This is a genomic window from Rhodopseudomonas palustris (assembly GCF_003226555.1).
Classification (GTDB): domain Bacteria; phylum Pseudomonadota; class Alphaproteobacteria; order Rhizobiales; family Xanthobacteraceae; genus Rhodopseudomonas; species Rhodopseudomonas palustris_I.
On sequence record NZ_QKQS01000042.1, the window covers coordinates 1 to 14608 of the forward strand.

The window sequence follows — 14608 nt, forward strand, 5'->3', positions numbered from 1 at the left end:
AAAACCCTGCCGCGATGCCCCTGTTGTGGCCTCGCGGCAGCATCAAGCCGGCGGCGGAAACTTATGACGCAGTAGTACTAGTCCGCCCTACGATCGCCTCTCCGCTACTTCACCGCCGCCCGCATCGCGGTCCAGTCGAAGCCTTTCGCCGTCGCCAGCGCTTCGTCCTCGCCGAGGCCCTTGAACGCCAACGACAGCGCGGCGGAAGGGCCGAGGGCGATCAGGATGGTGCCGGACTTATCGCTGGCCTGGAACGTCCGCGTCACCTTGAAGCCGTCGATGGTGGTGGTGCTGGCCGGGCCGTGGCTGGCTTCGGTCTTCATCCCGGTGCCGCCGGCCGCCAGCCGGCTCTGGGCCGGCGCGCCGGCGAGCAGCTGGACGCTGACATGGATCTCGCCGCGCTCATAGCCGCGCTGCACCACCACGATGCGGCTGCCGCCGTCCTGCATTGCCAAGCCACCGAGCTTGCCGGCTTTCCAGCCCGGCAGTTCGACCAGCAGCGGCGCGTAGGGCTCCAGCCCGTCCCCGGCGCGCGCCGGCGACGGCGGCGCCAGCGCCGCTGCGGCGAGCGCGGGCGCTACGACAGCCAAACCAGCAAGACGACGACGCGCGATCATGACAACCTCCAATTCAGAACAACGGTGGCAACTTAGCAAGGCCGCCGGCCGCAGCATTGATCTGAGCGCACCATCGCCGAAGGTCGCAGTCGTCGCGTGGAGGAGCCAAGCGCGCCGGATCGGGCGCAGGCGGCATCCCCACAACGCCATCGCCAGCCCACGGCGTTCGCAGCGCTCACCCCTGCTGCCACGGCCGCCCCGATGCGGTATGTTCGATTCGATCCGACTTGCTGCCCGTGGGGACCGCGATGAAAACGGACGACACCCTGATCCTGCACGTCACGCCGCCGGGCAACACCAAGGTGTACCGCGACATCGAGATCGGCGCGGCGTCATCGCTCTATGTCCTCGCCAGGGCGATCGTCTCCGCGTTCGACTTCGATTTCGATCACGCGTTCGGATTCTACTCCGGCCTCACCGACCGGCAGTTGCTGACCAAGCATCCGATGTACGAATTGTTCGTAGATATCGGCGAGGCCGACGAAAAGCGTGCGCTCTCGGTCAAGAAGACCAAGGTCGCCGAGGCGTTTCCGACGATCGGCCACACCATGACGTTCCTGTTCGACTACGGCGACGAATGGCTGTTCCGCGTCAAGCTGATCGAAGCCGGACGCAAGATCGCCAAGGTCAGGTATCCGCGGGTCGTGGCGACGCGCGGCGAAGCGCCGGTGCAGTATCCGGAGCCCGACGATGAGGACGAGGAGGACGGACCGAGGTACATGGTCAATCTGCTGACCGGCGAAAAGATCTGGTTCAAGAAGTAGTCATCCGTCGCCTGGGCGGCGCGCACCCAATGCGCGTTAACCAACCGTTAACGATAACACGGCGCTGACGCGAACCAGACAATTGTCGTCGCGATTAGTATCACATCGAAACGATGGAGAGATGCCATGAGCGAAGCGACACTGATACTTCCGAACATGCGCGGCGGCTGCGCCACCGCCGACGGCAAAGTGCACACGCTGTTTCGGATCAACACCGCGTCCGGCGCGAGATGGCGAAGCCGGCGTCCGTGACGTCCGCGCCTCGGGCCGCGAACGACGACCACACGCCGGACGATCGCGCCCGCGAAGGATGATGACTTCGCGCTGCGGCTCACGCCGCCGCCGGCACCTTCACCCGCGCGCCGGGCGCAATCGTCGGCGGCGCGGCGTTGAGGTGATCGATCGCGAAGCCGGCGGCGGCCTTGTAGCCGGCCATGAAGGCGGCGCGCTCGGCCGGCGGGATCACGTCGTCGATATTGTCGAAGGTGCCGCCGCAGCGCTCGTCGACCAGGTTGAGCAGACCGAACGGTCCGGCGCCGCGATTGCGCAGGATCAGCTGCGAGATCGGGCCGCACAGCTTGGCGTCGAACGCGGCGAGCGCCGCCTCGGTCGCACCATGCGCGACCATCGCGGCGCCGAGTTCGCGCGCGTCGACGATCGCCTGGGTGCCGCCGTTCGATCCGGTCGGATACATCGCGTGCGCGGCGTCGCCGATCAGCAGCACCGGGCCGTCGCGCCAGGTACTCACCGGATCGCGGTCGATCATCGGATTCTCGTAAGCGGAGTCGGCCTCGCGGATCATCGCCGGCACGTCGAGCCAGTCCCACACCCAGCCGTCGAAATGATGCGCGAACTCGGAGGTCGGCACCTGCCGGAACCAGCCCTGCTGCTTCCAGCCGTCGGCATTGTCGAGCGTGACTTCGGCGATCCAGTTCAGCATCGACAGACCGGTCGCGGGATCCGGATGCGAGATCGGATAGATCACCACGCGGTGGCGATGGGTGCCGAGCCCGATGAACGACGCGCCGCTGCGGGTCGGCTTGCCCCAGGTCGTGCCGCGCCACATCACCGCGCCGCCCCAATGGATCGGCGGCTGGGTCGGATGCATCTGCGCCCGCACCGCGGAGTGGATGCCGTCGGCGCCGATCAGCAGCGCGCCGCTCACCTCCGAGCTGCCGCCATCGGCGTGCTCCAGCGTCACGGTGACGCCGTCCGCGGTCTTGCGATAGGAAGTCACGCGGCGGCCGAGCTGCACCGCATCGGCGCCGAGCCGTTCGATCACCTTGTCGTTCAGCAGCATGTGGAAGCGGCCGCGATGCACCGTATATTGCGGCCAGCGATAGCCGGCGGCCTTGCCGCGCGGCTCCGCATAGATGTCGTTGCCGCCCAGCCCGACCAGCGCCCATTCCTTCGCCGGCAGGCCGACGCCGTCGAGGTCGGCTTCGGTGATGCCGAGGTCGAGCAGTTCGCGGACCGCGTTCGGCTGCAGATTGATGCCGACGCCGAGCGGGCGCATCTCGCGCGCCGCCTCATAGACCACGCAGGGCACGCCGATCTGATGCAGCGTCAACGCCGCCGCAAGCCCGCCAATGCCGCCGCCGGCGATGATCACCCTGTCGCTCATGAACGCGTCCTGCCCTGCTCGTGATTGCGACTTGCTGTAGCCAGCAACGCCGGGCGAGGCAAGCAAGGGCGGCCGAGAGGCGCAGCGGCGACGGTATTCGGCTTTCGTTCCCGAAATGGCGCTTGACGGACACGAACATATCGGGAACATTCTGCAATCAGGAATTGCGGAACGATCGGAGCGGTTGCAGCGGGAGGCGTGGATACGGTGTCGTTCTCAGTCGTCCAGCGCAGCGTCGGTGCAGCAGAGCGCCGCCCTGCCCGCCTCCGACAGGACGACCTGTCGTGAGTAGTCCGGAGGAAGACGTCACCACCAAACCGGACGCGCTACGGGTCAGCCCGGAAGCCGATCAGGTCACCGGCCGCTGCGAGTGCTGCGGCCAGATCAGCCGCCGTGTCTCGGGCACGATCGAAACGGCCGATGCCGCCGTCGCGGCCTATACGGTGTGGTGGACAGTCGGCCACGTCGCGGAACGTGGCGCTGAGCTCGACCTGATCATCGGGCGCTGGGGCGACGGCGCCAGCCCGTCCGACCGCTTCGTCATCCGCCTGCATCACTTCATCGCCCCGACCGGCCCGGCCGTGATGGTGCAGGATGCCAGCTTGGCGGAAGGCCTCGACCGGCTCGCCGCGCACGCATTGCGGCGCGACGACATCATCGGCACCCCGCGCGCCGCGGAGGTGTTCGCGTTGTACGACGCGATCGCGCAGCAGGACGCACGGCTCACCGAGCTGTTCGGTGCGCCAGCGCCGTGCGGGCACTGCGGCCCGCGCGCCGAGCGCCGCAAGCTGCCGTCGCGGCGCAGTCGTTCGGGAGCCCGCCGTGGCCGGACTATTTGAACCCGATCGCCAGACCCGACAGATCGAGGTCGGCGATCAGGCCGACCTGCGAGCCGGACAGTTCGAGCACCGCGCCCTTCTCGTTGCGCAGCACGATGGCGCGGGCGCCGACGCCGACCGCCGCACCGGCCCCGACCGCGCCGTAGACGCCGGCGACATCGCGCGGCGAGCGGATGTTGCTGACACGCCCGGCGAGCTGCGCCTTCGAGCCGCCGAACACCAGACCGTAGGACAGCCCGCCGATCGACAGCGGATAACGCCGCCCGTGGAAGTTCAGCATGCCCGAGCCGCCGGAGCCGCCGATCACCCAGCCGCCCTTGTAGATCGTCAGCGAGATCCGTCCCTCGTCGGCGCGGGCCGACGCGCCCAGTGCAAACAGGCCGATCAGCACGGCCACCACGGTCCCCAGCAATCCACGCATCCCGCACTCCTCATGTCGCTCGCCCCTTACGGGCATCATCTTTCCCGTCTAGCACTGCCATTGCGATTCGGGCGCCAAGACGGTGAAACCACCAGCGGCGCCACCGGACCTGCAGCTTGTGCTGAACCGGCGCATCGCTCGCGGCGACAACGAACCGCGACACCGCACCGACCCGACCAGAAGGAGAATCGAATGGTTGCCACCCGCCGATCCGCTGTCAGACTGCTCGTCGGCGGTCTGATGTGTCTTGTCGCCGTGGCACCCGCGCTCGCGACCGAAACTCCGAACTCGTCCGACGTTCTCACCGAAAAGCTCAATGCCTATATCGGCTGCCTCAATCGGCTGTCGGCCCGCGCGTTCGATTCCCGCGCCCGCTACTTCTCCTGGGCCGCCAAGACCGGGCCGACCGGCAAGGAACGGATCGTCTACGGCACCTACACGATCTATGACACCAAGGACTGCCGCGTCGCCGTCGAGAAGGCCAACGCGATCGAGCCGCACGAACCCGACCTCGAAGCCGCCGCCTCTGCCTACGCGGACGCGGTCGGCGAGCTCGAGCCGCTGCTGAAGGAAACCGACGACTACTACACGCAGGAGAACTACAAGGACGACAAGATGGCGAAGGGCAAAGCCCTGCATCCCCGTCTGGTCGCCGCTTGGGATGCGTTCGCGGACGCCGACCGCAAATTGCGCGGCGGCGTCGAAATCATCAAGGACCGTCAGTCCGCCGAGAAGCTGGCGGCGATCGAACGCAGCGAAGGCCGCAAGGCGCGCTACCAGATCGAAGCCACCATGATCGACGCCAAGCGCGTGATCCGCGCGGCTGACGCCGAAAAGCCCGATCTGGCGGCGCTGACAGCGGCCATCGACACTTATGGGAAGACCGTCGCGGCGAACGAGGCTTTCACCGAGGGCGAGCGAAACGCCAAGATCGGCTCGATGTTCATGTCGAACGCCAAGTCGTTTCTCGTCACCGCCAAGCAACTGATGCGCCGCCAGCGCGACAAGACGCCGTATTCGAGCGGCGAGAAGATGATGCTGAGCAACGCCGGCTCGGGATGGATGGTGGAAGGCTCGCCGCCACGCCTGCTGCGCGACTACAATCAGCTGGTCGATTCCTACAATCGCGGCGCAGGTCTCTGAGAGCTCGACCTGGGCTCGGTCAGTCGATCGGTTTCCTCGGCGAGACGGCGCGGGCCGAACACGATCGGTGCAGCCCCGCGCCGCATGCTCTCTGAACTGCTTGCGTTGCTACGCAACCAAAGCGAGAACACTACGATCCGTGGATGGCGGCTCGCGCGAGCTCCGGGCAGCTCGACCGGAGCGACCAGCCCCGGCGGCGTTGCCGAACTCAACGGCGGATCGGGCCGTTGCCGATGCGAGCCCCGCACGATCCCATCGTCGTTGATGCAACTCAAACGCAGCCTCGTTGAGCGAAGACGCGACCATCGTCGAGGCCGGTTCGATGGGTAAAACCCTGCCATTTTGCGCCCCCTGGCTTCCGGCGCGGTGCAATTGACGATAGGTTGAGGGAGATAATTTCCGAGGATCGAGCGGTGCTGCGCAAAGCCTTCATGAGAGTGTTTTCGGCCCATCCGGTCGAGACCATCGCCGCCTGCACCGGTCTGTTCATGATCGCGCTCGGCGTCGCGCTCGGCACGCAGTCGGGCTGGATCTGGTTCTGGGGTCAGATCTCCGCGATCTGCGGCGCCAGCCTCGCGACGCTGGCGGTGGTGTGGACGCTGCGCCAGCGCGCCACGGAGGCCCGCATGGCCGCCAACCTCAACGTGCTGGCGCGCCAGCTCGAGACCTCGATCAGCCAGATCCACAAATCGGTGAAGGGCGGCCGCGACGAGTCGATTCCCGCCGCGGTGTACTTGGCGCAGATCGAGCAGTGCATCGACAATCTGATCGGCGTCACCCACGAAATCGGCGAGATCACCGGCCGGCAACTGCCGTTCGACGTGATCGAGATGCTGACCGCGCGCGATACGCTGCAGATCGAAGCGCGGATCACCGACGGCCGCACGCCCGAGCGCAAGCTGGTCACCGAGACCGAGAACTGCCCGGCGTGCAAGAAGCAGGTCGAATTCCAGGTCGGCAGCCTGCCCGGCGACAGCGCCAAGCCGACCTGCCCGCATTGCGGCCAGCGCTTCCACGCCCACCGCTCGACCAGCGGCAACATCTTTCTGCGGATGCCGGGCGCCTCGCAATTCACCCGCGCGGTGTCGGTCAATTGCCCGGTCTGCGCCAGCAAGATCCCGGCGAATATCGACCAGGGCAAGCAGCACTCGGAGACGCGCTACTGCTTCTCCTGCGGCGCCAAAGTGTCGATCGATCCGCTCGGCCAGCAATGTACGCTGCTCAGCAAGCAGGACCGCCTGCCCGGCCATCTCAACGGCGCCGGCACGCTGGTGTGCGGCAAGTGCAACGACCCGGTGATCACGCTGACCTCGAACAGCGCCGGCACCTACGGCATCTGCCGCAAGGACGACGGCCTGGTGTTCGCCGCCGCCGGCACGCCGCCGCATCCGGCGCGCGCGCCCGCACCACCGGCCGCTTCGCCGCACCCTGCTGGGTCGCCCTCCACTTCGGCGCCATCCACTTCCTCGCCATCTCCTTCGGCACCCGCGCCATCGCCACAAGCCGCCAAGCCGCAAGGCGACGCGATGGCGCGCAGCGACGCTGCCGAGTAGCGCGGCGGCGCCTGCCTGCAACCGCGCCCGCCGCGGAATTGAAGCCGTCACGCAAGCTCTGGTAAAGTCACGCATCAGAATCGTTTGGGGGCGTTGCGTGGCTGAAGAAGAATCCACCCGCCGCGGACGTCCGGGACCGCAAGGTCCGCGTGGACGTCCCGGCGAACCGGGCCGACCGGGACCGCAGGGACATCCGGGCCGCCCAGGCCCCGAAGGTCCGCGTGGCAAGCCAGGCCCGATCGGCAAGCCCGGCCCGCAAGGCAAAGCCGGGCCGCAAGGCAAGCCCGGCGTCCCCGGCAAGGCCGGACCGGCCGGCAAACCCGGTCCGGATGGCAAGCCCGGCCCCGATGGCAAACCCGGTCCGATCGGCCCGCGTGGCGAACAAGGCCCCCGCGGCGAGCAAGGTCTTCGTGGTGAGCAAGGACCGCGTGGTGAACAGGGACCGCGCGGCGAGCCCGGCCCGCCCGGCGCGCTGCCCTCGATCGATCAGGTGATGCCCTGGCTGCACCTGATCTTCGACGCCTACGAAGACTACAAGGCGCAGCGGGCCCGCGAAGCGCGTGAGCTGGAAGAGCGGATCGCCGCCGAAGCGCTCGAGCAGGCGGCCCGCGAAGCCGCCGCGCGCGAGGTCGCCGCCGCGATCGAAGCGGCCAATGCCGAAGCCGAAGCCGAAATCGCGTCCGAGGACGACGCCAACGGCGATGGCGGCAAGAAAAAGAAGAAGCGCAAGCACAAGGACTGATCGGCGTCAGCCGCGACGTCCTCATCGCGCGGCGCGGCCGGTGTCTCAATGCCACTTGCCGCGTCATGATACGAAGCCGATCGGACCTTGCCGATCGCGGTGCAATGATTAGCTGACGTCGAACAGTGCATCGCACGGCGGAGACGGCGGCATGGCCTCGGCGATCTGGTACTATACGGTTCTGGTCGTCGAATCCGTTCTCGGCGTCGTCGGCCTGCGGCTGTATGAGGAGCCGGCCTATACCGTGCTCGACCGGCCGGCCGAGGCGATCGAGATCCGCCGCTATGCCCCGCGCATTGCCGCAGAAGTCGATCTCGAACGCAGCGGTAACGCCGACAGCCAAGCCTTCACGCTGCTGTTCAACTACATCGCCGGCGCCAACCGCGGCATCTCGGGCGCGTCCGAGCGCGTGGCGATGACCGTGCCGGTCGATGTCGCACGTCCTGCGAAGATCGCCATGACCGCGCCGGTGGAAACCGCAACGCAGGGGCGGATGACACGGATGCGATTCTTTCTGCCGGCGGAGTACACGATCGACACCGCGCCGAAGCCGGACGATACGCGGGTGCAGATCGTCACCGTGCCGGAACAAACTATTGCAACGCTGCGCTTCTCCGGCACTGGCAGCGACCTGCGCGAGCGTGAGCAGCAACTGATCGCCGCGCTCGCGAACACGCCGTGGCAGCCGGTCGGCGCGCCCTACGGCCTGTTCTACGATGCGCCGTTCACCTTGCCCTTCGTCCGCCGCAACGAAGCGGCGGTGGACGTCGCCAAGCGCTGATCACACCAAGCCGAGGTCGGCGGGACGAACACCGGCAAAGATCCGCTGCAGCGCAGCCGCATCGAGCCCATACATCCGCTGCACCAGGCCGGCGAACAGCGCGCGATAGTCGGTCAGCACCGGATAGTCGCGATTCTGAAACAGCGCCGTCTGCGCGACCTTGATCTGCTCGCCGGCGATCCGCCCGCCATTGAGCCCGCCGCCGAGCACCCAATACACACTGCCATGGCCGTGATCGGTGCCGCGGTCGCCGTTCTCGCGGAACGTCCGTCCGAATTCGGAGATCACCACGACCACACTGTCGCGCCACGCCGCCGGTCCAATTTCCTCGCGGAAGCCGGCCAACGCCCGGCCGAGCTCACCGAGCCGATCGGCGAGATAGCCGGTCGCCGCGCCCTGGTTGACGTGGGTGTCCCAGCCGCCGACATCGACGAAGCCGAGATTGAACTGCTCGCGCATCAACCGGCCGATCCGCCGGGCCGACAGTTCGAAACCGCGCGGCGACACCGCACCGCGGTTGGCGGCGGTCATCTCGTCGGAGATCGACTTCACCACTTCGTCGCGCACGCGAAAGCCTTCGGCCACCGCGGACGCGAGCTTAGTCCGGGCGTACATCTGCTTGATCAGCTCGGCCTGGCGATCGTCGACGCCGGGCTTGCCGACATTGCCGAGTGCGATATTCGGGATCTCGGCCTGACCGCGGAAGATCAGCGGCAATTGCTCGGTGAAGGCGATCGGCTTCACCCGCGTCAGTTCGGCGGCGAGCCGGCTCATGAAGCCGGAGCGATAGTCGCGCCGGCCGGTCGTCGACTGGCCGAGCTCGATCGTATCCTGGGTCTCGAAGTGACTGCGGGTGGTGTCGTCGCTGGTGCCGGCGAACGGTACGAACGCAATCTCGCGGCTGGTCCACAGCGGCGCGATGGTATCGCGCAGCGCCGGGTGCAGGCCCCAATCGGCGTCGAGCGCGACGGCGGCGTTCGGATTGCCGATGTCCGGCTTGGCGATCGCGAGGTGCGGCCGTGACTCGTAGTAGAAGCTGCTCGACACCGGCACCACCACGTTGGCGGCGTCGTAAGCGCCGCGCAGGAACACGACCAGCAGCTTGGCGTCGGTGGCGGGCGCGGCCCACACCCGGCCGGCGATCGTGGTCGTCAATGCGGCCGGTGCGAGGGCCGCGACGGCTTTCAGCAGATCACGACGGTTCATGCGGCAGCTCCGCGCGTTGACGAACCATGAATTCGGGCGACGACAGAAACAGCGTATTCCAGTCCTGCGGCGAGACCGCAGAGTCGAGCGCGCTACGCGTGGTCGAACTCAGCGTCCGGCTCAGCCCACCGAAATACAGCGCGTTCTGCAGCAGCGGGAACGCGGGCCGATCCTTGGCATCCGCCTGGTCCGGCTTGAACAGCCCGGCCGAGCCGGAACCGATCTGGCGCGCGATCTCGAACCGCAGCATCATCTGGCCCGGGCCGTTCCAGGCGCTCGCAGTCAGCGGATAGCCGTCCGGCGTCTGGCGCTGATACAGTCCCTCGCCGAGGCGGCCGAGCCAACGCTGGATCGGCACGGTATTGAGCACCACCTTGTCGTCATAAGCGAGCCGCACCGCCGAATACACGTAGCCGACCGGATCCTTGAAGCGCTCGCCGGTCTTCAGTGAGGCGTCGAACTCCGGCGCGCCGATCATCGTGGCGAGCACCTGCGCGATGTCGCCGTCGGATGCGATGAAGGTTTTCGCCATCTTGTCGATCAACGATTGCGGCGGCTCGTCCGATACGAAGTACGTGGCAATCTTGCGCGAGACGTGCTGCGCGGTCGCCGGATTGTGCACGATCAGGTCGAGCGCCTGATCGACTTCGGCCAGGCCGCTGCCGCGGATGGTGTGGCCGAGAAAGACCTTGTCGGAGTAATCGTGCCGCGCCGGATTGAATTCGAACGCGCCGTCGCGCACGAGCTGCGAAGCCAGCGCTGGCCTGAGCTTCGGATCCTCGGGCCGATAGTCGATGCCGACGCCAGTCAGAATTCTGGCGAGCGCTTCGACATCGGCCTGGGTGTAGCCGCTGCCCACCCCCATGGTGTGCAGCTCCATGATCTCGCGCGCATAATTCTCGTTGAGCCGGCCGTTCGCATTGCCGGCATTGTCGAGATAGCGCAGCATCGCCGGATGCCGCAGCGTCGCGCGCAGCAGGTCGCCGAACTTGCCGAGCGCGTGCGCGCGGATCGCCCGATCCTCATAGTCGCCGAGCAGGAGACGCAGCTCGGCCTTGCTCTGGTGGACGTTGAAGTGGTTCAGCCAGAACCAGCTCATCCGCTCGCGGAGCTGGTCGGGCGCGTACAGCGCGCGCAGGATCGAGCGGCTCGCCGCCTGCTTGGCGCAGTCGTTCAACGCCTGCTGGTACACCTGCTTGGCGGTCTTGCGCGCTTCCGGATCGGTGAGCTGATTGGCCTCCTTGGCCTGCGCCTGAAACGCGTTGATCGTCGCCGGCGTCAGGTTGCTCGCGTCGGACATCGCCTCGATCTGAGCGGCGGCCGGCGGCGGCAGCGGATTGTCTGCGGCCGGATGAAGCTGCTGATCGAGCCAGCGCGCCGCGCCGAGCTTCTGGAATTGCGCAACGGTGGAGCCGTTGACGCCCCAGGTCAGCCGATCGATCAGCGCCAGATCGTGCGCCGAAATGTCCGCGGCCTGGGCCGGCCGTCCGCCGAACACCGCGGCGGCTGCAATCGCCAGTGCAGCCAGCCCGAACCCGTTCCTCAGCTTAATGATCATCATCCGCACCGTCCGCGGCCGGTTGCCTAGGTCGAGCGGTATCATGCGGCCTTGGTCGCTGAACCGGCACTGAATGCTCGATGGCGAGAGCATGGCGTGGTGATGACGAGCGCCGACGGCAGCCGAGTACAGGTCCGGCAACATCCGGAATACTACGTAAGGCACCTCACAACACGATTTCGGCCGTATCCTGCTGATTACAGGTAACTATTTGCCTCGCAACGGATTTTCGGACGCTGACTATTAACCGTGGTTTCACGAGGTCGGCGTAGTCCTGCCGCGATGCGCGGACGCGCAATTCACGATTTCGCCGCGGTCTCGCCGGTGCTTCGGCCGACCGCGCCAATGCGAAGGTTCTCCACATGAGATTCAATAGTATCGGAATGAAGCTCGGCCTCGCGAGCTTGACCAGCATTGCGCTGTCGCTCGGCATGGCGGCCAATCAGCTGACGACCGAGCGATCGATCAATGCCGTCAACGCGCGGGCCGACGCGCAGCAGATGGTCGCCGATCACGGTCTCGAAGCCAACGTCGCGCTGCGCCGGATGCAGCTCGCCGCTGCCGAGATCCGCCTTGCCACGACGCCGGCGCAGGTCGAGAGCGCTCTCACCGCACTGCACGACGCGCGGGAGTCGATCGATCGTCGGATCAGCAACGCGGTGGCGCAGATCGCAGACGGCACCGACAAGGAACGCCTGCGTTCGATCGGGGCCCTGACGACGCAGTACGATAGTGCGATGACCGAAGCCGGCAAGCTGACCAAAGCCGGCCAATCAGGCGCCGCCAACGACGCCGACAAGGCCAAGCGCGACCAATTGGTCAGCCAGGCCCACTCGGTCGCGACGCAAGCGCTCGGTCTGATGGGCGAGGCAGTCGAGCGCGCCGAGAAGGCTGCCAAGGCCACCAAGACTCAGGCCGCGGACGAGCTGTTCAGCGCCAACCGGATCAACTTCGCCCTCGGCATGGTGGTGATGATCTCGCTGGTGATCTCGATGGTATTCACCTTCTTCGGCATCTCGCGGCCGCTGATGCGGCTGAACGGCGCGCTCGGCAAGATGGCGGGCGGCCAGCTCGACGTCGAAATCCCCGGCGCCTCTCGGGGCGACGAGATCGGCGACATCGCCAAGACCGTGGTGGTGATCCGCGAGAATGCCGATCACCGCGCACGCGAGGAAACCGAGCAGAAAGCCCACCAGGACGAAATGGCGGCGTTGCAGCGCAAGCAGGAAATGCAGAAGCTCGCCGACGCGTTCGAGGGCGCGGTCGGCCGCATCGTCGAAGCGGTATCGAGCGCATCGACCGAACTCGAAGCCTCCGCCAGCAAGATGGCGCACACCGCCGAAGAGGCCGAAAAGCTCACCGTCGCGGTCGCCGGCGCGTCAGAGATTGCGACCAGCAATGTGCAATCGGTCGCTTCGGCCACCGAGGAGATGGCATCGTCGATCCACGAGATCAGCCGCCAGGTTCAGGACTCGTCGCGGATCGCCAGCTCCGCTGTGCAACAGGCCAACAAGACCAACGACCGCATCAATCAGCTCGCCACCGCAGCGCAGCGGATCGGTGACGTCGTCGATCTGATCAACACCATCGCCGGCCAGACCAACCTGCTGGCGCTCAACGCCACGATCGAAGCGGCGCGCGCCGGCGAAGCCGGCCGCGGCTTCGCCGTGGTCGCCGCGGAAGTGAAGGCGCTCGCCGAGCAGACCGCGAAAGCGACCGGCGAGATCAGCCAGCAGATTTCCGGGATGCAGGCCGCGACCGAAGAGTCGGTGTCGGCGATCAAGGAGATCGGCACCACCATCGGCCAGATGTCGGAGATTTCGTCGGCGATTGCCTCGGCGGTCGAGCAGCAGGGCTCGGCCACCCAGGAGATCTCGCGCAACGTCCAGCAGGCGGCGCAGGGCACCATGCAGGTCAGCGCCAACATCGCCGACGTCGAGCGCGGCGCTGCCGAGACCGGCCAGTCGTCCTCTCAGGTGCTCGCAGCGGCCCGGTCGTTGTCGAACGACAGCGCGCAGCTCAAGACCGAAGTGGCACGCTTCCTCAGCTCGGTGCGGGCGGCCTAATCGCCCCTCGCCTCATCGTCCGAACCGCACGGCCCGGCTTCCCGCGAAGCCGGGCCGATTGCGTTTCTACCTTCCGAACCGGATCTTGCGTTTGGCACGCACAGGTTGCAAACTGCGATCGCGGCCGGGGGAGGTTGCGGTGCGTGTAGCGTTGTGTGTGATTGGCCTGGCGTTGGCCGGATGCGTCAGCGACGGTACGCTGCGATCAGGCAGTTGGCAGATCGATCAGCGCCCAGATCTGATCACCGGAAAGCCGGTGGCGGGCGCAGTGACGATCGCTGCCCAGGCGTCAAACAGCACCGACCCGCTGCGCGTTGCAATGGCGAGCCTGCAGCTCACCTGCTTTGAGAACCGGCCGGTTGCCAAGATCAATTTCAGCTTCCGGATCGGCAGCGATCGCAACACCAGTTTCGGTTACCGCTTCAACGACAAGCCGGGCCACGACGCAGTCGAGTCGCGGGTGCTGCTGGGCCTTCGGGTGATCGTGATCGAAGATGCCGCGGCGCTGCAACAGTTCGTCGCCGACCTGCACGGCGCGAACCGGCTCGTGGTGCGGATCAGGTCGCTGAATGCAGGGACCAGTACGGCGGTGTTTCCGGTCGACGGCTCGGATCAGGCGATCGAGGCCGCCTATCGCGAATGCCCGTTGTCGCCGGCGCAAGAGCCGCGCCGGACGACGTGAGAGCGATGGCCGCTGGGCGGCCCTGCCGGGCGGAAGACCGCCCGGCCGAGCGATCAGTGATCGAGGATCAGTGATCGAGCTCGCCGATGTGATGCTGCTGATACAGTTCGACACCGATGCGGCCGACCAGATCGAGCTGGGTCTCCAGGAAGTCGATGTGGCCTTCCTCGTCCTTCATCAGCTCTTCGAACAGGTCGCGCGACACGTAGTCCTTGACGCTGTGGCAGTAGGTCGCCGCTTCCTGATACAGCGTGCGCGCGTCGATCTCGGCCTGAAGGTCGGCTTCGAGCACTTCCTTGATGTTCTGGCCGATCCGCAACGGATCGAGCACCTGCATGTTCGGGAAGCCGTCGAGGAACAGGATCCGGTCGGTGAACTTGTCGGCGTGGACCATCTCCTCGATGGATTCCTTGCGCCAGACCTTGGCGAGATCCTTCAGGCCCCAATTGTCGAGCAGGCGATAATGCAGCCAATACTGGCTGATCGCCGTCAGTTCGCTACGCAGACCGCGGTTGAGATACTCGATGACCTTTGCGTCGCCCTTCATGGTGGTTCCGTAACTCCTGCAATCGGCAAACCGCCAGCGCGGCCGCTTTAGAATTAGAATAATTC

At 66.6% G+C, this 14608-nt stretch carries 15 protein-coding genes; 9 read left to right on the forward strand and 6 right to left on the reverse strand.

Annotation, left to right across the window (positions count from 1 at the left end; translation table 11 throughout):
• Positions 1-104: 104 nt before the first annotated feature.
• Positions 105-617, reverse strand: a complete 513-nt coding sequence (locus tag DNX69_RS25320) for a hypothetical protein (RefSeq protein WP_110788784.1) — start codon at positions 615-617, stop codon at positions 105-107.
• Between the two features lie 248 nt (positions 618-865).
• On the opposite strand from DNX69_RS25320, the gene DNX69_RS25325 reads away from it, so the two are divergent.
• Together DNX69_RS25325 and DNX69_RS26810 are read left to right on the forward strand one after the other, a co-directional pair.
• The gene (locus DNX69_RS25325) at positions 866-1381 is read left to right on the forward strand and encodes an IS1096 element passenger TnpR family protein (protein ID WP_110788785.1); all 516 of its coding nucleotides are present in this window, start codon (positions 866-868) and stop codon (positions 1379-1381) included.
• Between the two features lie 126 nt (positions 1382-1507).
• A complete protein-coding gene (locus tag DNX69_RS26810) occupies positions 1508-1633 on the forward strand; it encodes a hypothetical protein (protein WP_283809361.1) in 126 nt (41 codons plus the stop codon).
• 79 nt (positions 1634-1712) lie between these two features.
• Here the strand turns inward: DNX69_RS26810 and DNX69_RS25335 are convergent, their stop codons facing one another.
• Entirely contained in the window at positions 1713-3005 is a 1293-nt protein-coding gene (locus DNX69_RS25335; RefSeq protein WP_110788786.1) for a flavin-dependent oxidoreductase, read from the reverse strand.
• A gap of 284 nt (positions 3006-3289) precedes the next feature.
• On the opposite strand from DNX69_RS25335, the gene DNX69_RS25340 reads away from it, so the two are divergent.
• Entirely contained in the window at positions 3290-3844 is a 555-nt protein-coding gene (locus tag DNX69_RS25340) for a hypothetical protein (RefSeq protein ID WP_110788787.1), read from the forward strand.
• On the opposite strand, the gene DNX69_RS25345 is transcribed toward DNX69_RS25340, so the two are convergent.
• Entirely contained in the window at positions 3837-4265 is a 429-nt protein-coding gene (locus DNX69_RS25345) for a hypothetical protein (RefSeq protein WP_110788788.1), read from the reverse strand. The genes DNX69_RS25340 and DNX69_RS25345 overlap by 8 nt on opposite strands.
• A gap of 192 nt (positions 4266-4457) precedes the next feature.
• On the opposite strand from DNX69_RS25345, the gene DNX69_RS25350 reads away from it, so the two are divergent.
• From DNX69_RS25350 to DNX69_RS25365, 4 genes are all read left to right on the forward strand, one after another.
• Positions 4458-5408: a YiiG family protein gene (locus tag DNX69_RS25350; RefSeq protein ID WP_110788789.1), complete on the forward strand. Its 951-nt coding sequence runs from the start codon at positions 4458-4460 to the stop codon at positions 5406-5408.
• Positions 5409-5821: 413 nt separating this feature from the next.
• Entirely contained in the window at positions 5822-6961 is a 1140-nt protein-coding gene (locus tag DNX69_RS25355; RefSeq protein WP_110788790.1) for a hypothetical protein, read from the forward strand.
• Between the two features lie 97 nt (positions 6962-7058).
• The gene (locus DNX69_RS25360; RefSeq protein ID WP_110788791.1) at positions 7059-7703 is read left to right on the forward strand and encodes a collagen-like protein; all 645 of its coding nucleotides are present in this window, start codon (positions 7059-7061) and stop codon (positions 7701-7703) included.
• A 151-nt stretch (positions 7704-7854) separates the two neighbouring features.
• Positions 7855-8484 (forward strand): SOUL family heme-binding protein, encoded by a 630-nt coding sequence (locus DNX69_RS25365; protein ID WP_110788792.1) that lies wholly within the window; start codon positions 7855-7857, stop codon positions 8482-8484.
• Here DNX69_RS25365 and DNX69_RS25370 read toward each other — a convergent pair whose 3' ends face one another.
• Together DNX69_RS25370 and DNX69_RS25375 are read right to left on the reverse strand one after the other, a co-directional pair.
• Positions 8485-9690, reverse strand: coding sequence for a DUF1501 domain-containing protein (locus tag DNX69_RS25370; RefSeq protein WP_110788793.1), 1206 nt, complete (start codon positions 9688-9690; stop codon positions 8485-8487).
• Positions 9677-11251 carry a DUF1800 domain-containing protein gene (locus DNX69_RS25375; RefSeq protein WP_234827081.1) on the reverse strand — a complete coding sequence of 525 codons (1575 nt, stop codon included), beginning with the start codon at positions 11249-11251 and terminating at the stop codon, positions 9677-9679. The genes DNX69_RS25370 and DNX69_RS25375 overlap by 14 nt, the downstream gene beginning before the upstream one ends.
• Before the next feature lie 359 nt (positions 11252-11610).
• On the opposite strand from DNX69_RS25375, the gene DNX69_RS25380 reads away from it, so the two are divergent.
• On the forward strand, positions 11611-13314 hold the full coding sequence (locus tag DNX69_RS25380) for a methyl-accepting chemotaxis protein (protein WP_110788794.1): 1704 nt from the start codon (positions 11611-11613) through the stop codon (positions 13312-13314).
• 58 nt (positions 13315-13372) lie between these two features.
• Positions 13373-13996, forward strand: a complete 624-nt coding sequence (locus tag DNX69_RS25385; RefSeq protein ID WP_234827082.1) for a hypothetical protein — start codon at positions 13373-13375, stop codon at positions 13994-13996.
• Between the two features lie 67 nt (positions 13997-14063).
• Here the strand turns inward: DNX69_RS25385 and bfr are convergent, their stop codons facing one another.
• Positions 14064-14543, reverse strand: coding sequence for a bacterioferritin (gene bfr, locus DNX69_RS25390; RefSeq protein ID WP_110788796.1), 480 nt, complete (start codon positions 14541-14543; stop codon positions 14064-14066).
• Between the last annotated feature and the right edge of the window lie 65 nt (positions 14544-14608).